The 19,323-nt window shown below is 68.1% G+C and carries 19 protein-coding genes; 17 read left to right on the plus strand and 2 right to left on the minus strand.

Annotated elements, in window-relative coordinates:
- Positions 1–3: 3 nt before the first annotated feature.
- Positions 4–942: a TIGR01777 family oxidoreductase gene (locus tag HCT51_RS05670; RefSeq protein WP_224760695.1), complete on the minus strand. Its 939-nt coding sequence runs from the start codon at positions 940–942 to the stop codon at positions 4–6.
- Positions 942–1,367 carry an OsmC family peroxiredoxin gene (locus HCT51_RS05675; RefSeq protein ID WP_166871168.1) on the minus strand — a complete coding sequence of 142 codons (426 nt, stop codon included), beginning with the start codon at positions 1,365–1,367 and terminating at the stop codon, positions 942–944. Before HCT51_RS05675 ends, HCT51_RS05670 begins: the two co-directional genes overlap by 1 nt.
- A 176-nt stretch (positions 1,368–1,543) precedes the next feature.
- Between HCT51_RS05675 and HCT51_RS05680 the strand changes: the two genes are divergently transcribed.
- From HCT51_RS05680 to miaA, 17 genes are all read left to right on the plus strand, one after another.
- Positions 1,544–2,347, plus strand: a complete 804-nt coding sequence (locus tag HCT51_RS05680; protein WP_166871400.1) for a thymidylate synthase — start codon at positions 1,544–1,546, stop codon at positions 2,345–2,347.
- Positions 2,348–2,358: 11 nt separating this feature from the next.
- A complete protein-coding gene (locus HCT51_RS05685; protein ID WP_166871170.1) occupies positions 2,359–2,877 on the plus strand; it encodes a dihydrofolate reductase in 519 nt (172 codons plus the stop codon).
- A 228-nt stretch (positions 2,878–3,105) separates the two neighbouring features.
- A complete protein-coding gene (locus HCT51_RS05690) occupies positions 3,106–3,837 on the plus strand; it encodes a DedA family protein (RefSeq protein ID WP_166871172.1) in 732 nt (243 codons plus the stop codon).
- Positions 3,838–3,890: 53 nt separating this feature from the next.
- Positions 3,891–4,868, plus strand: a complete 978-nt coding sequence (dapA, locus tag HCT51_RS05695) for a 4-hydroxy-tetrahydrodipicolinate synthase (RefSeq protein WP_166871174.1) — start codon at positions 3,891–3,893, stop codon at positions 4,866–4,868.
- Between the two features lie 50 nt (positions 4,869–4,918).
- Positions 4,919–6,595: a ribonuclease J gene (locus HCT51_RS05700; protein WP_166871176.1), complete on the plus strand. Its 1,677-nt coding sequence runs from the start codon at positions 4,919–4,921 to the stop codon at positions 6,593–6,595.
- Positions 6,596–6,780: 185 nt separating this feature from the next.
- Entirely contained in the window at positions 6,781–7,800 is a 1,020-nt protein-coding gene (locus HCT51_RS05705; RefSeq protein ID WP_191413777.1) for an efflux RND transporter periplasmic adaptor subunit, read from the plus strand.
- Between the two features lie 2 nt (positions 7,801–7,802).
- On the plus strand, positions 7,803–8,525 hold the full coding sequence (locus tag HCT51_RS05710; RefSeq protein ID WP_166871178.1) for an ABC transporter ATP-binding protein: 723 nt from the start codon (positions 7,803–7,805) through the stop codon (positions 8,523–8,525).
- Entirely contained in the window at positions 8,522–9,739 is a 1,218-nt protein-coding gene (locus HCT51_RS05715; RefSeq protein ID WP_370626941.1) for an ABC transporter permease, read from the plus strand. The genes HCT51_RS05710 and HCT51_RS05715 overlap by 4 nt, the downstream gene beginning before the upstream one ends.
- 59 nt (positions 9,740–9,798) lie before the next feature.
- The gene (locus tag HCT51_RS05720; protein ID WP_166871180.1) at positions 9,799–12,699 is read left to right on the plus strand and encodes an FtsK/SpoIIIE family DNA translocase; all 2,901 of its coding nucleotides are present in this window, start codon (positions 9,799–9,801) and stop codon (positions 12,697–12,699) included.
- A gap of 75 nt (positions 12,700–12,774) precedes the next feature.
- Positions 12,775–13,290: a CDP-diacylglycerol--glycerol-3-phosphate 3-phosphatidyltransferase gene (gene pgsA, locus HCT51_RS05725; RefSeq protein WP_166871405.1), complete on the plus strand. Its 516-nt coding sequence runs from the start codon at positions 12,775–12,777 to the stop codon at positions 13,288–13,290.
- Positions 13,287–13,802 (plus strand): CinA family protein, encoded by a 516-nt coding sequence (locus HCT51_RS05730; protein WP_166871182.1) that lies wholly within the window; start codon positions 13,287–13,289, stop codon positions 13,800–13,802. Before pgsA ends, HCT51_RS05730 begins: the two co-directional genes overlap by 4 nt.
- A gap of 141 nt (positions 13,803–13,943) precedes the next feature.
- Positions 13,944–14,252 (plus strand): helix-turn-helix domain-containing protein, encoded by a 309-nt coding sequence (locus tag HCT51_RS05735; RefSeq protein ID WP_166871184.1) that lies wholly within the window; start codon positions 13,944–13,946, stop codon positions 14,250–14,252.
- A 60-nt stretch (positions 14,253–14,312) separates the two neighbouring features.
- Complete coding sequence (locus HCT51_RS05740; RefSeq protein ID WP_166871186.1) at positions 14,313–14,534, plus strand: DUF3046 domain-containing protein; 222 nt, start codon at positions 14,313–14,315, stop codon at positions 14,532–14,534.
- Positions 14,535–14,807: 273 nt separating this feature from the next.
- Positions 14,808–15,962: a recombinase RecA gene (gene recA, locus HCT51_RS05745; RefSeq protein ID WP_166871188.1), complete on the plus strand. Its 1,155-nt coding sequence runs from the start codon at positions 14,808–14,810 to the stop codon at positions 15,960–15,962.
- Between the two features lie 2 nt (positions 15,963–15,964).
- Complete coding sequence (locus HCT51_RS05750; RefSeq protein WP_166871190.1) at positions 15,965–16,777, plus strand: regulatory protein RecX; 813 nt, start codon at positions 15,965–15,967, stop codon at positions 16,775–16,777.
- A 90-nt stretch (positions 16,778–16,867) separates the two neighbouring features.
- The gene (miaB, locus tag HCT51_RS05755; RefSeq protein ID WP_166871192.1) at positions 16,868–18,400 is read left to right on the plus strand and encodes a tRNA (N6-isopentenyl adenosine(37)-C2)-methylthiotransferase MiaB; all 1,533 of its coding nucleotides are present in this window, start codon (positions 16,868–16,870) and stop codon (positions 18,398–18,400) included.
- Positions 18,378–19,322 carry a tRNA (adenosine(37)-N6)-dimethylallyltransferase MiaA gene (gene miaA / locus HCT51_RS05760; RefSeq protein WP_166871193.1) on the plus strand — a complete coding sequence of 315 codons (945 nt, stop codon included), beginning with the start codon at positions 18,378–18,380 and terminating at the stop codon, positions 19,320–19,322. The genes miaB and miaA overlap by 23 nt, the downstream gene beginning before the upstream one ends.
- Position 19,323: the final 1 nt, after the last annotated feature.

The following is a 19,323-nucleotide window of genomic DNA, read 5'->3' on the forward strand; positions in this document are numbered from 1 at the left end:
CGCTCAGCGAACGAGCGCCGCGATCGCCTCGTCCACCGTCTGGTGACGGAACTCGAACCCGTCGGCCAGCAGCCGGGTCGGAGCCACCTTTTGGCTGGCCAGCAGCAGTTCCCTACCCGCCTCGCCCATCACCGTGGACACTAGGCTCTCCGGCAGCACCAGCTTCTGCCAACGGTGCATGGCCTTGGCCAGCTGGCTGGTGATCCGGTCGCTGGTTGCCGGCACCGGACCTGCCAGGTTCACCGGTCCGTGCAGCCGGGACACCAGCAGATGCCGGATGGCCGCCGCCTCGTCGTACAGGCTGATCCACGGCCAGTGCTGACCACCGCTGCCGATCCGGGCAGCGAGGCCCAGCCGGGTGAGCGGCAGCAGCGGCGCGAGTGCCCCGCCGCCGCGGCCGATCACGACGCCAGAGCGCATCGACACCACCCTGGTCTTCTCCGGCGCCAGTTCGGCCACCTGCTCCCACGCCTGCACCAGGTCGGAGAAGAACCCGACGCCCTTCGGCGACTGCTCGGTCAGGCGTTCACCGGGTCGGTCGCCGTAGTAGCCCACCGCCGACGCGCTGAGGAACACCGCGGGCGGCTTGCTGGCCATGTTCATCGCCTCGGCCAACGCCTGCGTGGAGGTCACCCGCGAGCTGTACAGCGTGCGCTTGTAGTTGGCGGTCCACGGGATGCGCCCGGCCGACGCGCCGGACAGGTTTACGACGGCGTCGACCGTATCGAGCACCCGGAAATCGATCACCTTCGCCGCCGGCGCCCAGTTCACCTCGTCATCCGCCCGCGGTTGACGGCGCACCAGTTTAAGCACGGTGTGCCCGTCGGCCCGCAGCTGACGGGTCAGCTCGGTGCCGATGAACCCGTCCGCGCCGGAGATGAGGATGCGCTGTTGTCGTTTGCCGCGCAGATCACGCGGCGGTGTGGGCCGATCCGGGGTCACTACGCGAGGCTGGCTTCGAGCGTGATCGGCACGCCGGTAAGCGCCTGTGACACCGGGCAGTTCTGCTTGGCGTCTTCGGCGAGGCGTTCGAAGTCTTCCTCGCTGATGCCGGCGACCTTGGCGCTGACCAGCAGGTGGCTGCCGGTGATGCCCTCGCCCGGCTGGAAGGTGACCGCGGCGGTCACCTGCAGGCTCTCCGGCGGGGTGCCGTTCTTCGCGAGAATGCCCGAGAACGCCATCGAGTAGCAGGCGCTGTGCGCGGCGCCGATGAGCTCTTCCGGGTTGGTCTTGCCGGCTACCCCCTGCGACCGTGCGGCCCAGGTCACGGGGAACTCCGCCGCGTCTGAGGTGTCGAGTGAGGTGGTTCCCTTGCCGGACTCGAGGTCTCCGAACCACAGGGTGGTCGCTTCGCTGGTCACTGCCATTGTGCTCCTCCTTCAGGAAGTCTCCAGCCTAGGCGGTGCGACCGACGGCGCGCCTGCGAATGAGCAAGGCGCCTGTGCGCCAAAGCGGCGCACAGGCCCGGCGCTAAGCGCCACGTCGCGCACAAACGGGTCGGTCGCGGGCGGCTAGGGTGAAAGACGTGGACGAGACTGTAGCCGTGACCCCGATTCCTACCCCGTACGAGGACCTGCTCCGCGACGTGCTCGCGAACGGAACCCGCAAGTCCGACCGCACCGGCACCGGAACCCGCAGCGTCTTCGGCCGCCAGATCCGCTTCGACCTGGCCAAGGGCTTCCCGCTCATTACAACCAAGCGGGTGCACTTCAAGTCGATCGCATACGAACTGCTGTGGTTCCTGCGCGGCGAGAGCAACGTCGGCTGGTTGCGGGAGCATGGCGTCACGATCTGGGACGAATGGGCGGATGCCGCGGGCGAACTCGGCCCGGTCTATGGGGTGCAGTGGCGGTCCTGGCCGACGCCGAACGGTGAGCAGATCGACCAGATCTCCGACGTGATCGAGGCGATCAAGGCCACCCCCGATTCCCGGCGCCTGATCGTGTCGGCATGGAACCCCGCCGACATCCCGAACATGGCACTGGCGCCCTGCCACGCCCTGTTCCAGTTCTACGTGGCAGACGGCAAGCTGTCCTGCCAGCTCTACCAGCGCAGCGCCGACCTGTTCCTCGGGGTGCCGTTCAACATCGCCAGCTACGCGCTGCTCACCCAGCTGGTCGCAGAGCAGGTCGGGCTCGAGCTCGGCGAGTTCGTCTGGACCGGCGGTGACTGCCACATCTACGACAACCACGTCGAGCAGGTCACCGAGCAGCTCAGCCGCGACCCGTACCCGTACCCGCACCTGCGGATCGCGCCCCGCGACAGCATCTTCGACTACGAGTACTCCGACCTGGAGGTGCTGAACTACCAGCACCATCCCGCCATCCGCGCCGCCGTCGCGGTCTGAGCGGAGCCGGCATGACACCGCCGAAAATCGGGCTGATCTGGGCCGAAGCCGACGGGGGAGTGATCGGCCGAGACGGCGTCATGCCGTGGCACCTGCCCGAGGACCTCGCCCACTTCAAGTCGATCACCCTGAACAGCGCCGTGGTGATGGGCCGACGCACCTGGGATTCGCTGCCGCCGCGGTTCCGGCCGCTGCCCGGACGCCGCAACATCGTCGTCACCCGGCAGCCGGACTGGCGAGAAGCGGATGTCGAGACCGCGCACTCTGTGCCGGACGCGCTCGCGCTGGCGGCGGCACAGCCGACCGACACCGGATTCACCTGGGTGATCGGCGGCGCGCAACTGTTCACCGAGCTGATCGGCGAGGCCGATCGACTGGAAGTCACCGAGATCCGCGCCACGATCAGCGGCGACACCATCGCGCCGACGATCACCGAACGCTTCCACCAGGTCGATGCCGACCCGCAGAGCGGATGGCACACCTCGAAGACCGGCCTCGACTACCGCTTCCTCCGCTACGAGCCGCGCTGAGGGTCTGAGGATGCCGCGGTCGGTGCGGCGCTCGGCACTCCCCGGAGGAGATGCGGCGACTTGCCCTCTCACAGTGGCGGCGCAGCGCGGCGTGTTGCAGCCATCCTTATTTAGCGCCGCCCACCACGCTCCACGCGCGCCGCGACCACCACGCGCGCCGCGCGCGCCACGCTCCACCACACGGGGTACGCAGCCTTTCGTCAGCCGGCGCCGTCTAACATCGAGGGGATGTCTATCGTGATTCAAGCTGCCGCCGATGCCTCCTCAGGGGGAATCACCCAGTTCGTGCTCGACACGATCGACGCCCTCGGCGAGGTCGGAGTCGGCTTTCTCGCCGCCGCCGAGACCCTGTTCCCGCCCATCCCCAGCGAGCTGATCCTGCCGCTCGCCGGCTACCTGTCGCACACCGGGCAGATGAGCTTTCTCTGGGTGATGATCGCGGCCACCCTCGGCGGCTACATCGGCGCCGTCATCCTGTACGCCTTCGGCGCGATACTGGGTGAGGCGCGGGCAATCCGCTGGCTCGGCATGCTGCCGCTGGTGGATGAGGAGGACTTCATCAAGGCGGCAGACTGGTTCCATCGACACGGCCGATCGGCGGTGTTCTTCGGACGGTTCGTGCCCCTCGTGCGCAGCCTGATCTCGCTGCCCGCCGGTGCGGCGAAGATGAACCTCTGGTCGTTCACCCTGTACACCCTGGTCGGCAGCGCCATCTGGAACCTGCTGCTCGTCGGCGCCGGATACCTGCTCGGCACCCAGCACGAGCTGGTCGAGGAGTACATGCACTACATCGACTACGTCGTCTACGCGGTGATCATCGGCGTCGTGGTGTGGCTGGTCACCCGGCGGATCCTGCGCTCGCGACGAGCCGCGGTGATCGCTGCCGCGACCCCCGACGCGACACCCAACGCGACCCCCGACCCGGCCGATCTCCTCGAATCCGACTCGGTCGCCCGCTAACGCCGGACCGCTCCGGGTACCTGCCTCTCTGCGAGACCGATACGCTGGTATCCGTGGTCAACCAGAACAATCCTTTCGGTCAGGTGCTCGTCGCGCTCGTTACTCCGTTCACCGCCGACGGTGAAGTGCACTGGGCCGACGTCGAGAAGCACGTCGATGACGTGATCTCGGGCGGCGCCGACGGCATCGTCGTCACCGGCACCACCGGCGAGACCTCCACCCTCACCGACTCTGAGAAGCTCCGCCTGGTTGAGGTGGCGAAGGATGTCGCGGCCGGACGGGCGAAGATCATCACCGGCGGCGGATCCAACGAGACCGCGCACGCCATCGAGTTGTACAAGGCCAGCGAGAAGGCCGGCGCCGACGCCGTCATGATCGTCACTCCCTACTACAACAAGCCGACCCAGTCCGGTGTGCTCACCCACTTCCGGATGATCGCGGATGCCACCGACCTTCCGGTGATCCTGTACGACATCCCGGGGCGCACCGGCATCCCGATCGAGTACGAAACGATCCTGCGCGCCGCCAAGCACCCCAACATCCTCGCGGTGAAAGACGCCAAGGGCGACCTCAGCGAGGTCAGCCGGGTGCTCAACCAGACCGACCTCATCTACTTCGCCGGCGACGACGCCAACGCACTGCCCACCCTCGCGATCGGCGGCAGCGGCCTGATCGGGGTGACCGCGAACATCGCCCCGGCGCCATACCGGCACATGGTCGACGCGGTCAATGCCGGCGACCTGCCCACCGCCACGGCGGCGCACAAGGCGCTCGAACCGCTAGTACGCGCCACGATGACACACGTGCCTGGTACGGTCGCGACCAAGTACATCCTGCACGGCCTCGGCCGCATCCACACCCCGCGGGTGCGTCTCCCCCTGGTCGGCCCCGAGGACTTCGAGGCCGCCCTGATCGAAGACGAACTGGCGCTGGTCAAGGACATTGCCGGCGTCGACTTCTCCAACTTCCGACCCGACCGCAACGCGGCCGCCGGTGGAGCGCTGCCGAAGGTCGCCGGCACCACCCGCTAACAACTTCATCCAGGGACACACGGTCCCACCGCTCTCGACGTCAGGTGCATATGCCAGTCACAGTTTTCGATCCGCCCGCCCTCGAGCCAGGAACCCTGCGCGTCATCCCGGTCGGCGGTCTCGGCGAGATCGGCCGCAACATGACGCTGTACGAAATCGACGGCAAGGTGCTGATCGTCGACGCCGGCGTGCTGTTCCCCGAGGAACACCAGCCCGGTGTCGACCTGATCCTGCCCGATCTCTCGCCGATCAAGGCGCGCCTGGACGACGTCGTGGGCATCGTGCTCACCCACGGCCACGAAGACCACATCGGCGCGGTGCCCTATGTGCTGAAGCTGAAGAACGACATCCCCCTGATCGGCTCGCAGCTGACCCTGGCCTTTGTCGAGGCGAAGTTGAAGGAACACCGCATCAAGGCGTACAGCCTGACGGTGACCGAAGGCCAGCGCGAGCAGCTCGGCCCGTTCGATCTCGAGTTCATCGCGGTCAACCACTCCATCCCCGACGCGCTGGCCGTCGCCATCCGCACCACCGCGGGCCTCGTGCTGCACACCGGTGACTTCAAGATGGACCAGCTGCCGCTCGATGACCGCATCACCGACCTGCGCGCCTTCGCCCGGCTCGGCGAGGAGGGCGTCGACCTGTTCCTGCCCGACTCCACCAACGCCGACGTGCCGGGGTTCACCCCGCTGGAACGCGACATCGGCCCGGTGCTGGAGAACGTGATCGCCCGCGCTCCGCGCCGGGTGATCGTGGCCAGCTTCTCCAGCCACGTGCACCGGGTGCAGCAGGTTCTGGATGCCGCGGCCGCCAACGGCCGCAAGGTGGCGCTGATGGGGCGCTCGATGATCCGCAACATGGGCATCGCCGCCGACCTCGGCTACCTCGACGTGCCAGAGGGCGTGCTGATCGACTACAAGAAGTCGCAGCACCTACCGGACAACGAAATCGTGTACATGAGCACCGGCTCGCAGGGTGAACCGATGGCCGTGCTGTCGCGGATGGCGAACCTCGAGCACCAGATCGAGGTGGGCGAGGGCGACACCGTCATCCTGGCCTCCAGCCTCATCCCCGGCAACGAGAACGCCGTGTACCGGGTGATCAACGGGCTGATGAAGCTCGGCGCCAAGGTCGTGCACAAGGCCAACGCCAAGGTGCACGTCTCCGGCCACGCCGCCGCCGGCGAGCTGCTCTACTGCTACAACATCATCCAGCCGAAGAACGTGCTGCCGGTGCACGGCGAGTACCGGCACCTGCGCGCCAGCGCCCAGTTGGCGATCGACACCGGCGTGCCGGCGGAGAACACCTTTATCGGCGAAGACGGCATGGTCGTCGACCTGAAGGACGGCGAGGCCCGCGTGGTCGGCCAGCTCGACCTCGGCTTCGTCTACGTCGACGGCTCCAGCGTCGGCGAGATCACCGACGCCGACCTCAAGGACCGCCGCATCCTCGCCGAAGAGGGCTTCATCTCCATCTTTATCGCGGTGGACGCGCAGACCGGCAAGGCGATCGTCGGACCGGAGATCCAGTCCCGCGGATTCGCCGAGGACGAGGCCGTGTTCGACGCGGTCAAGCCGCAGATTTTGAAGGCGATGTCGGATGCCGCGGCGAACGGCACTCGCGACCCTGCCCAGTACCAGCAGGTGGTGCGCCGCACCGTCGGCCGTTGGGTGAACACCCAGCACCGCCGCCGTCCAATGATCGTGCCGGTGGTCATCGAGGCGTAATCCGCCCCGCCCCTCGTGAGTGAGTCGACAATGCTAGTGCTGGATGCCCAGCGCTAGCATTTTCGGTTGACTCAGCGATGTGCTGACCCAGTAGCCCCTTATAGGTGCCACCGCATCCCCGGCATAGACGAATATCTCTCGCACCCAGTAGGGTTTGCTCGATATTGGCGAACGAGGGGGCTCGTGTGAGCGTTGCGCGCAAATGGGTATTTCCGATCATCCGACTGGTGATCTTCGCCGCGATCGCCGCGGCGCTCGTCAAGATCGCGTTCTTCGCCGATCCGGCGACCGCTGACGGTCAGGGACTGCTGTCGCCGACCGGGTCGATCGTTGAACCGCAGATCCCGGTGTCGACCGGCACGATCAAGAACGACGTGAGCCTGCAGGCCACGGTCAGTGCCGACGAGGCAGTCCCGGTGCGCGCCACGCTCGCCGGCGAGGTGCGCAAGGTCAGCGCGTCGGTCGGCCAGTGGGTCGAGGCCGGCACCGCCCTCTACACGGTGCGCTCGGAGACCCCGGGGGAGATGCTCGCCGACGGCACGATGGGCGCCGCGAAGGTGAAGACCGAGATCGTCAAGTCGCCGATCGCCGGCACCCTGTCGAGTTTCCCGATCATCCTCGGGCAGCTGGTCAGCGTGGGCGAGGAGACCGGTAAGGTCGCCCCGCCGTCGTTCCACGTTAGCGGCAGCCTGGCCCCCGAGCAGCAGTACCGCCTGCTCAACCAGCCCACGGAGGCCACCGTCACCATCGCGGGCGGCCCCGCCCCGTTCACCTGCACCGGCCTCAGCATCAGCACCGCACTGTCCGGGGCGGGCTCCGGCGCCGGCGAAGCCGCCGCCGGCGCCACCAGCGGCACCACCGTGCGCTGCGCCGTGCCCGCCGACATCACGGTGTTCGCCGGCCTCGCCGCGAAGCTCACCATCGCCGGCGGTCTCGCCGAGAACGTGCTCATCGTGCCGACCACCGCGGTCGAAGGATCAGCGGGCAGCGGCATCGTGCACGTGTTCAGCGCCGACGGCGCCGCCGAGGAACGCACCGTCGCGCTGGGCCTCACCGACGGCATCAACGTGCAGGTGCTCGACGGGCTCGCCGAGGGCGACATGGTGCTGCAGTTCATTCCGGGCGCCCCGGCTCAGCAAGGGATGATGGGTCCGGATGGCTGCATGGTAAATCCTGACGGCAGCATGACCTGCATGGGCGGCTGAGCATGAGCCTGTTACGTCTCGAGGCGGTGACCCGCACGGTCGAGCTTCCGGATGACGCTCGCCTCGACATCCTCAAAGGAGTTGACCTGGAGGTCAACGTCGGCGACCACGTCAGCATCGTCGGACGATCCGGTAGCGGCAAGACCACGCTGCTGAACCTGCTCGGGCTGCTGGACGAACCGACATCCGGAGCCCTCTACCTCGACGACCAACCGGTCGGCGGGCTCAGCTCCGGCACCCGCGACAAGCGCCGCGGACGCGACATCGGCTTCATCTTCCAGCAGTTCAACCTGCTGCAGGGCCGCACGGCGCTCGAGAACGCGATGATGCCGCTGCTCTACGCGCGGGGCAAGCAGTTCTGGCAGCGGGAGCGGATCGCCACCGAGATGCTCGAGCGGGTCGGCCTCGGCCACCGGCTGCAGTCGATGCCGGACAAGCTGTCCGGCGGTGAGCAGCAGCGGGTGTCGATCGCCAGGGCGCTGGTGCGTGGGCCGCGGCTGATCCTCGCCGACGAACCGACCGGCGCGCTCGATGTGGAGACCGGCGCCACCGTGATGCGCCTGCTCGACGACGTCGCCGAGCAGTCCGGGGCGGCCCTGATCACCATCACACACGACGTGAACGTCGCGGCCCTGGCCAGACGGCACTATCGGCTGGATAACGGGGTGCTCACGCCCGTCGTCGCGACCCCGGAGCTGGCCTCCCTGGTGGGGGTCGCCTCGTGAGCTGGCTGACCGGCTTCGTCGGCGCCGTCCTCGAGGCGTGGTCGGAGCTGCGGATCCACCGCACCCGCGTGCTGCTCAGCCTGATCGGGGTTGCCGTGGCCGTGGCCGCCCTCACCTCGGTCGTCGGCGTCAGCTCGATGGCTCGGCAGGCGATGCAGGAGGGGTACGAGCGGTCCGGCGGGCGTCCGGCGACGGTCGTGGTGATGGCCAACCAGATGCAGGGGCAGCCCAACCCGGACGACTTCAACGCCGCCATGCAGACGGCGATCGACCGATACGAGATCAGTTTCGCCTCCCGATCCGTCTACTCGAGCGTGTCCACGCAGTTCACCGAGGGCACCGAACCGGTGCAGGCGCAAGGTGTGGATCCGGCCTACGGTCAGATGTTCCGGATGCAACTGGAGCATGGTCGCTGGTTCACCGAGCAAGACAGCGCCCGCCTGGCCCCGGCGGTCATCGTCAACGCGGCGTTCCACGCCCGGCTGGGATCTCCCGATCTTGCCAGCCACCCCACCGTGACCCTGCGCGGTGAGCAGGCCGCGACCGCGGTCATCATCGGGGTCACGCCCTCGCAGGGCCAGTGGGACACCGCGCCCAGCATGTTCCTGCTGGCCGACCAGCTGCCGCCGTTCGCCACCGATCAGGGCGGCTTCGCGCCGCAGACGGAATGGCGACTGTGGGTGCCGCCGGAGATCGGCGAGGAAATGCGGGTCGCGGTCCAACGCGACGTCATGGCTGCGCTCGGCGACGGCTACGACGTGCAGGCGTCCCGCAACGACTATCTGAGCTGGGGCGGCGGCGACCCGCTCGCCCCGCTGACCATGGCGGTCGGTGGCATCGCGGTGCTGATCCTGGCGCTCGGGGTGCTCGGCCTCGTCAACATCACCATGGTCACCGTGCGATACCGCATCCGGGAGATCGGCATCCGGCGCAGCTTCGGGGCCACCTCCGGGCGGGTGTTCTTCACCGTGATGATGGAAAGCGTGGTGGCCACCGCGGTTGCCGGCGTGGCCGGGGTGATGCTCGCGATCGCCGTGGTCTCCAACCCGTGGCTGCAGCAACTGGTGGCGCAGGGCGTGCAGGACCTGCCGCCGTTCCCGATGGAGGCCGCCGTCATCGGCATGGTCACCGCGGTGGGCGCCGGCGCGCTCGCCGGACTGCTGCCGGCGCTGGTCGCCGTGCGGGTGAAGGTGATCGACGCTATCCGCTACTGACCGGACACACGAAAGCGCCCTACCGGGTGATGACGGATGCTGCCGGTACCGTTGAACGCATGGCTACGAGCTCCAAACCCTCCCCGCGGGGGCGATCCACGCCTGCGCGCGGCGGCAAAGCCACCGGCACCACCAAAGCAACCCGCAGCACACCCACCACCCGCACCACCCGCACCACCCAGACCACCAAGAAGCTGCCGGTGCAGCAGCCGGCGCCAGAACAAGGGCTGCTCGCCAAGGGATGGATGGCGCTCGCCCACCTGGTCGGCGGCGCGTTCCGGGTGTTCGGCCACGAGAACCTCGCTAAAGAGGAACGCCGCGACGGCGTCCCGTTCTTCATCATCGCGCTGGCCGTCATCGGCGTGATTGTGGAATGGTTGAACCCCACCGATCCGGTCGCGATCGCCCTGGACGCCTACACCTTCGGCGGCGTGCTCGGCCGGGTCGCCTTCGCCCTCCCGGTGATCATGGTGCTGTTCGCCGCCTGGCTGTTCCGGCATCCGGCCAGCATCCACGACAACACCCGCATTGGCATCGGCCTGGCGCTGCTGCTCATCTCGATCAGCGCGCTCTGCCACATCTTCGGCGGGCAGCCGCAACCGGCCGACGGCATGACCGTGCTCGCGCGGGCCGGCGGCCTCGCCGGCTGGGTGGTCGGCGCGCCGCTGCTGTTCGGCACCATGTGGGTGGCCGTGCCCGTGGTGATCATCATCATGGTGCTGTCACTGTTCATCCTCACCAAGACCCCACCGAACCGGGTGGGCGACCGGCTGCGTGAGCTGTACAACTACCTGTTCGGTGCGGAGCTAACCACCGGCGAGGAGCGGGCCGCCGCGAAGGCCGCCACCGGCACCGTCGAGTTCGGCTCCCTCGACGACCTCGGCATCGAAGAAGACGAATCCCAGCTGCCCTGGTGGCGCCGCAACAAGAGCCGCCGCGAGGAAGAACCGGCCTTCGACACCCCGGTCATCGCGGCATCCGATCACCCCACCGACGTCGTCGACCGCACCAAGCCCGCCGACGAGCCGTTCGGCATCGAGCTGCTCGAAGAACTGGTCAAGGCCGAAGACGCCGTCAAACGCTTCACCGGTGAGATCGAGACCGGCGTGGTCAGCATCCGCGAGGACGGCGCCGCCGGTCTGCTGCCGGGTTTCAACGACACGGCCAGTACCAAGGGCGCCGCCGGCGAATTCACCACGGATGTCGCGGCCGCAGCCGCCGAGACCACCGAGGTTGTCCTGGACAGGAACCCCGACGTCGAACAGCTCGACGGCACGCAGGCCGACGGCTTGCAGATCGATGGCACGCAGGACCACCACGACGCCCCGACCACCCCGTACCGGCTGCCCCCGGCATCCTCGCTCGGCTCCGGCACCCCGCCGAAGGCGCGCAGCGCCGCTAACGACACCGTCATCGCCGCGCTCACCGAGGTGCTGACCCAGTTCAAGGTGGACGCCAAGGTCACCGGGTTCAGCCGCGGGCCGTCGATCACCCGCTACGAACTGGAACTCGCCCCCGGCGTCAAGGTGGAGCGGGTCACCGCGCTCGCCAAGAACATCAGCTACGCGGTCGCCAGCAACGAGGTCAACATCCTCTCGCCGATCCCCGGCAAGAGCGCCATCGGCATCGAGATCCCGAACACCGACCGGGAGATCGTGTCGCTCGGTGACGTGCTGCGCTCCGGTGCCGCCGCCAAGAGCACCCACCCGATGACGATCGGCATGGGCAAGGACGTCGAGGGCGGGTTCGTCGTCGCCAACCTCGCCAAGATGCCCCACCTGCTGGTGGCCGGCTCCACCGGCTCCGGTAAGTCCAGCTTCGTCAACTCGATGATCACCTCGCTGCTGATGCGCGCGAAGCCGTCAGAGGTGCGGATGGTGCTGGTCGACCCGAAGCGGGTCGAACTGTCGATCTACGCCGGCGTGCCGCACCTGATCACCCCCATCATCACCAACCCGAAGAAGGCGGCCGAGGCGCTGCAGTGGGTGGTCAAAGAGATGGACATGCGTTACGACGACCTGGCCAGCTTCGGCTTCCGCCACATCGACGACTTCAACCGTGCCGTCGTCGCCGACGAGATCAAACTCCCGGCCGGCAGCGAACGCAAACTCAAGCCATACCCGTACCTGCTGGTGGTGGTCGACGAGCTCGCCGACCTGATGATGGTGGCGCCGCGTGATGTCGAAGACTCCATCGTGCGCATCACCCAGCTGGCCCGGGCATCCGGCATCCACCTGGTGCTGGCCACCCAGCGGCCCTCGGTCGACGTGGTCACCGGCCTGATCAAGGCCAACGTGCCGTCCCGGCTGGCGTTCGCGGTGTCGAGCATGACCGACTCCCGCGTCATCCTCGACCAACCCGGCGCCGACAAGCTGATCGGGCAGGGCGACGGCCTGTTCCTGCCGATGGGCGCCTCCAAGGCGATCCGAGTGCAGGGCGCCTGGGTGCAAGAGAGCGAGATCACCGCGGTCGTGCAGCACGTCACCGCGCAGGCGCGCCCGGAGTACCGCAAGGACGTCGCCGTCACCGTCGAGACCAAGCACATCGACGCCGACATCGGCGACGACCTCGAGCTGCTGCTCGCCGCGGCGGAGCTGGTGGTGTCCACCCAGTTCGGGTCCACCTCGATGCTGCAACGCAAGCTGCGCGTCGGCTTCGCCAAGGCCGGCCGCCTGATGGACCTGATGGAATCGCGCGAGATCGTCGGCCCCTCCGAGGGGTCGAAGGCCCGCGACGTGCTCGTCACCGCGGAACAGCTGCCCGGCGTGATCGCCAGACTGCGCGGCGACGACGCCCCAGCGGGGAGCTCGAGCTCCGCGGCATCCGCCCCCGCCTCCTCGGCCGCGCCGGCCGCCGACGACCGCTACAGCGGCGATCCGGTCGCAGCGATGTCGGACGGCTACCCTGAGGACGACGTCTCCGAGTCCGAAGACGCCTGGAACCTCACCGGCAGGGATTAGCGAGTGACCGACACCCCCGTGGCACGTCCGAACAACTGGAACGTGCCGAACGCGATCACCGTCCTGCGGATCCTGATGATCCCGCTGTTCGTCTGGATGCTGCTGCTGGACGACGGGCAGGACGGCGCCCTCCGCTGGTGGGCCGCGGTCGTCTTCATCGTGGCGATCGCCACCGACGGGATCGACGGGTACATCGCCCGCCGGTACAACCTGGTCACCGACCTGGGTAAGTTGCTCGATCCGATCGCCGACAAGGGCCTGACCGGCGCCGCCCTGATCTGTCTCGCCATCCTGGCCGAACTGCCGTGGTGGGTGGTCGTGCTCGTGCTGGTGCGCGAGATCGGCATCACGGTGTGGCGGTTCGTCGAACTGCGGAAGGGTCTTGTCATCCCGGCCTCCCGCGGTGGCAAGCTGAAGACGCTGGCGCAGGCGGTCGCCATCTCGTTGGCACTGCTGCCGTTGTGGACTGTGTTCGGCGACTGGGTGCACTGGCTGAACGGCATCACCATGACGATCGCGGTGCTGCTCACCGTACTGTCCGGGCTCGACTACCTGATCCAGTCGCGCCGACAGAACCAGACAGCGGTATGAGCGACAGCGTCATCCCCGGCAAGCCCGATGCCCCCGCGACGTTCATCACCGAGCTCGTCGCAGACCTCGCCGCACGCGGGCTCACCCTCGCCGTGGCCGAGTCGCTGACCGGTGGATTGCTCACCGCCGAGTTCATCCGGCCGGCCGGCGCATCCGCTGTCGTCGTCGGGGGAGTGGTCGCCTACGACACCGCCCTCAAGGCCAGCCTGCTCGGCGTCGACCAGGACCTGCTCGACGCCCACGGTCCGGTGCATCCCGAGGTGGCGCGGCAGATGGCCGACCGGGTGCGCCACGTGCTCGCGGTCGACGGACGCCCGGCCGACCTCGGCCTGTCCACCACCGGCGTTGCCGGACCCGACCCCCAAGAGGGGGCCGCCGTCGGCACCGTGTTCATCGGCATCGCGGTCGGACGGCGAACGGATGCCGTGGAGCTTCACCTTGACGGCTCGCGCGACCAGATCCGGGCCCGTGTCGTCGGCGAGGCTGTGGCCGCACTCGCCGCTAGAATCTGAGCAAGAAGCCCCGGGGAATACCGTCGGTTTCGATCCTGTTACAGCTAGTGAATTCACAAGCGTCACACAGCCCTGGCTGGTTAGAGTTTGATCAGTTTCGGTTGTAGTGTTACAGACCCAGAGTTCGAGGAGGAGGATCCCATGGTTCTGGTACGTCAGGAAATTGGTGACGTTCTTCGGGACTTCCGCCTGCAAAAGGGACGAACCCTTCGTCAAGTGGCCGGCAAGGCCAGCGTGGCGCTCGGTTACCTCAGCGAGGTGGAACGAGGCCAGAAAGAGGCAAGCTCAGAGATTCTCGCTTCAGTAGCGGATGCTCTGGACACCCCGATCTCCGTCATCATGCGCGAAGTCGGCGATCGTCTCGCCGTTCTTGAGGGGCTCGACCCCATCCCCGACAGCATCCCCGACGACCTCGTCGCGGAGTTCGATTCCGGGTTCGTCCGTTCATAGCGACGGCCCCACGAGCCAGATGGTCCCCCGGTACGCCGGGGGACCATTACCGTTAACCGCATGCGTGTGTCGGAGTTCTGGATCGCCGTCGGCGACGAGTTCGGAGCCTACGGACGGGTGCTCGCCCGCGACCTGGCCCTGAACGACATTGGCGGGCTGACCGCGGAGCAGGCGATCGCCGCGGGCGTGCCGCCGCGAACGATCTGGCTCGCCCTGGCCCGGGCGAGCGACGTGCCGGAGTCCCGCTGGTACGGGGTCGGCCAGCGCGAGCCGAAGAAGTAGTTCGAATTCATCGCGACACGCCCGCACACTCTCGAACAATTGTTCGAACTTCTGTAGTCTCCTCAACAGCAGCAGTCGAAAACGAGTTGTGCACTCTGCGCGTGTGATCCGGTGCAATGTCGGTGGTCGAGCGTAGATTCTGACTCAAGCGACGGGATCATTTCCCGCGCTGCTAACCAGCCCTTGTCGGGGGGCTGGAGGCCTTGCTCCATCGGCCACCAGCGGATCGACAGCCTATGGGCAGCAACCCACGACTCCTGAGGAGACCAGCAGATGCCATCAGCAGCAGACCGCGACAAAGCCCTTGAAACGGCTCTCGCCCAGATCGACCGTCAGTTCGGCAAGGGCGCCATCATGCGCCTCGGCAGCGATGACCGTGCCCCGGTCGCCGTTATCCCTACCGGCTCCATCGCCCTCGACGTCGCCCTCGGCATTGGCGGGCTGCCACGCGGCCGCGTCGTCGAGATCTACGGGCCGGAGTCCTCGGGTAAGACCACCCTCACCCTGCACGCCATCGCCAACGCCCAGCGCGACGGAGGCATCGCCGCCTTCATCGACGCGGAGCACGCGCTCGACCCTGAGTACGCCAAGAAGCTGGGCGTCGACATCGATGCCCTGCTGGTGTCGCAGCCGGACACCGGAGAGCAGGCACTCGAGATCGCCGACATGCTGGTGCGCAGCGGCTCGATCGACCTGATCGTCATCGACTCCGTGGCGGCTCTGGTGCCGCGCGCCGAGATTGAGGGTGAGATGGGCGACACCCACGTCGGCCTGCAGGCGCGCCTGATGTCCCAGGCGCTGCGCAAGCTCACCGGTGGGCTCAGCCAGACCGGCACCACCATGATCTTCATCAACCAGCTGCGCGAGAAGATCGGGGTGTTCTTCGGCAGCCCCGAGACCACCGCCGGCGGTAAGGCGCTCAAGTTCTACGCGTCGGTGCGACTCGACATCCGCCGCATCGAGACCCTGAAAGACGGCGGCGACGCCGTCGGTAACCGCACCAGGGTCAAGGTGGTCAAGAACAAGATGGCGCCGCCCTTCAAACAGGCCGAGTTCGACATCCTGTACGGCGTCGGCATCTCCCGCGAGGGCAGCCTGATCGACTTCGGTGTCGAGCACGGCATCGTGCGCAAGTCCGGTGCCTGGTACACCTACGAGGGTGACCAGCTCGGGCAGGGCAAGGAGAACTCCCGCAACTTCCTGCTGCAGAACCCCACGATCGCCGCGGAGATCGAGCGCAAGATCCTGAACAAGCTCGGGGTCGGCGCCGAGGGCAAGGCAGCCGTGGCAGCCGAAGCCAGCGCGGCCGCCGCCGCTGCGGCTGCGGCGGCCGACGGTGCCGGCGCAGTCAAGGGCGTTGCTGACAAGACCGGTGCTGACAAGGCCCCGACGACCATTCCCAAGGTCGCTGCCCGCAAGGGAGCGTAACCGTGGACGACGACGGCCTGGCCCCGGTCATTTGGCTTCGGCCAGCCGGAGCCCGGCCGTCCTCGCCCGACCCCGACGAGCCTCGCCAGGATGGGGCTGACGCCCAGCCTGCAGGCGGGCCGGAGCGGCCGATTCCGTTCCCGCGCGCCCACATCGACGAGAGCGACAGCAACGCGGGGGCCAGTCACACCAGCGCGGGTAGCGCTGGGCCGGGCGATACGCGCGCGGGCAGCGCAGGCTGGGATGACACTGGCACGGGCAACCGCGGCTGGGATGACACCGATTCAAGCGAAACGGACAGCGACGACACGCCAGCCCTCGACCAGGCACAGATCGAGAAGATCAGCCTGGGGGCGCTGACCCGGCGCGGGGTCTCGTCCCGCGAGATGCAGCGTGTGCTGGTCAGGCGTGGCGTGGAACCAGAGGCGGCCGACGCCGAGGTGGAACGGCTCGAACGAGTCGGCCTGCTCGATGACACGGCGCTGGCCGAGACCCTGGTCCGCACCCTCCGCGACCGCAAGGGCCTCGGCAAGTCGGCCCTCAAGGCGGAGCTTGGGCGCCGGCTGATCGACTCGGTGGCCATCGAGGCGGCGCTCGACGAGACGGACGCCGACGACGAGGCGGCGCGTGCGCTCGAGGTTGCGATGAAACGCGCCCCGCAGCTGCGCTCCCTTGAGCGGGAGGTGGCGGTGCGCCGGCTGACCGCGTTCCTGATGCGCAAGGGCTACTCCGGCGGCGTCGTGCGCAGCGCCGTGGACACGGCACTCGGCGGGTATCGCCCTCGCGGCAACCCCAGTTCCGTGCGCTTCGAGTAGCGCGGCGCGCAGCCGGTGCCGGGGTCGTCGAGGCCTCTCCGCCCCGCCGCTTCGGCACGCCGGTCCCACCCGCCGTAAACTGTCTGCACCATGACCGAGACCCAGACGCCGCCGCGCACCTACGAGGTGCGCACGTTCGGCTGCCAGATGAATGTGCACGACTCCGAGCGGCTGAGCGGGTCGCTTGAAGCGGCCGGCTACGTGCGGGCGCAAAATGGCGATGCCGACGTTGTGGTGATCAACACCTGCGCCGTGCGCGAGAACGCCGACAACAAGCTCTACGGCAACCTGGGCCACCTGGCCAGCGTCAAGAAGAAGCACGACGGCATGCAGATCGCGGTCGGCGGCTGCCTCGCCCAGAAAGACAAGTCCGTCATCCTGGAGAAGGCGCCGTGGGTCGATGTGGTCTTCGGCACCCACAACATGGGCTCGCTGCCTGCCCTGCTGGAGCGGGCCAGGCACAACGACGAGGCTCAGCTCGAGATCCTCGAGTCGCTCGATGTCTTTCCCTCCACCCTGCCCACCCGGCGGGAGTCCAGCTACAGCGGCTGGGTATCGGTGTCGGTCGGCTGCAACAACACCTGCACCTTCTGCATCGTGCCGTCGCTGCGCGGCAAGGAACGCGACCGCCGTCCGGGCGACGTGCTCGCCGAAATCCAGGCGCTCGTCGACGACGGGGCGATCGAGGTCACCCTGCTCGGCCAGAACGTCAACTCCTACGGCGTGGAATTCGGCGACCGGCAGGCGTTCAGCAAGCTGCTGCGCGCGGCCGGCCGGATCGAGGGCCTGGAGCGCATCCGGTTCACCAGTCCACACCCCGCGGCGTTCACCGATGACGTGATCGACGCCATGGCCGAGACCCCCGCGGTGATGCCACAGCTGCACATGCCGCTGCAGTCCGGCTCGGACCGCATCCTCCGATCGATGCGCCGCAGCTACCGTTCGGAGAAGTTCCTCGGCATCCTGGACCGTGTGCGTCAGCAGATGCCACACGCCGCGATCAGCACCGACATCATCGTGGGCTTCCCCGGCGAGACCGAAGAGGACTTCCAGAACACCCTGCGGGTGGTGGAACAGGCTCGCTTCGCCTCCGCGTTCACCTTCCAGTACTCCATCCGCCCCGGCACGCCGGCCGCCACCATGCCCGACCAGGTGCCGAAGGAGGTCGTGCAGGAACGCTACGAGCGGCTGGCGGCGCTGCAGGATCGCATCAGCTGGGAAGAGAACCAGACGCTCATCGGCCAGCAGGTGCGAGTGCTTGTCGCCACAGGTGAGGGCAAGAAGGATGCCGAGCGGCACCGGCTCTCCGGACGCGCCGAAGACAGCCGGCTCGTGCACTTCGATGTGCCGACGGGCAGCCAGACGCCCCGCCCGGGCGACGTGGTGACCGTGCAGATCACCGAAGCCGCACCGTTCCACCTGATCGCGGACTCAATCGATGGGGCGCCGCTCGCGGTTCGCCGCACCCGCGCCGGAGACGCCTGGGATCGTGCGCAGGCGGAGTCCTGCGCCGTCCCGACACCCACGGAGCCCGGCGCCAAGAAGGGCGCCGTGTCCCTCGGGCTCCCGACGCTGCGTGTGGCGACACTGCCGATCTACGATGTCTCCGACGGACAGCGCTAGCCCCGCCGCGTTCATCGCCGTCGTCGGGGCCACCGGCACCGGCAAATCCGCGCTGTCCCTCGACCTCGCCGAGAGCCTGGCGGCTCGCGACATCCGGGCCGAGATCGTCAACGCCGATGCGATGCAGCTGTACCGGGGCATGGACATCGGCACGGCCAAACTGCCGGAAGCTGAACGTCGCGGCATCCGGCACCACATGCTCGATGTGCTGGACGTCACCGACGAGGCCACCGTCGCCCGCTACCAGCCTGAGGCGCGCGCCGCGGTGGACGCCGTTGCCGCGACCGGTGCCGTGCCGATCCTCGTCGGAGGCAGCGGCCTGTACGTCTCGAGTGTGCTGTTCGACTTCAAGTTCCCCGGCACAGACCCGGTAGTCCGGGAACGGCTGGAGGCGGAACTCGCGGCCAAGGGACCGGGCGAGCTGTTCCGCCGCCTGCACGCCGCCGACCCGATCTCCTCCGCATCGATTGGCCCGTCGAACGGCCGCCGGATCGTGCGCGCCCTCGAGGTGATCGAACTCACCGGCAAGCCGTTCAGCGCCGGGCTTCCCGAGCAGCCGCGGTACTGGCGGCCGGTGACCATCATCGGCCTGTCCACGCCCCGCGACGAGCTCGTACCGCGGCTCGACGCCCGGGTGACCGGGATGTGGGCGGACGGCCTGATCGCCGAGGTGCAGGGGCTGCTGCCGCGGGGCATCGAGCGGGGCGTCACCGCCAGCCGGGCAATCGGCTACGCGCAGGCGATCGCGCAGATTCGTGGCGACCTGTCCGAAGCGGACGCCATCGAACAGACCGCATCGCTCACCCGGCGATACGCCCGGCGCCAGGTCAGCTGGTTCAAGCGATACGCGCACACCCACTGGCTTGATTACGACGACCCGGCCCGCGTCGAGGCCGCGCTCAACGCCGCCAACTACGATTGAG

The organism is Salinibacterium sp. ZJ450, from assembly GCF_011751885.2.
Taxonomy (GTDB): domain Bacteria; phylum Actinomycetota; class Actinomycetes; order Actinomycetales; family Microbacteriaceae; genus Ruicaihuangia.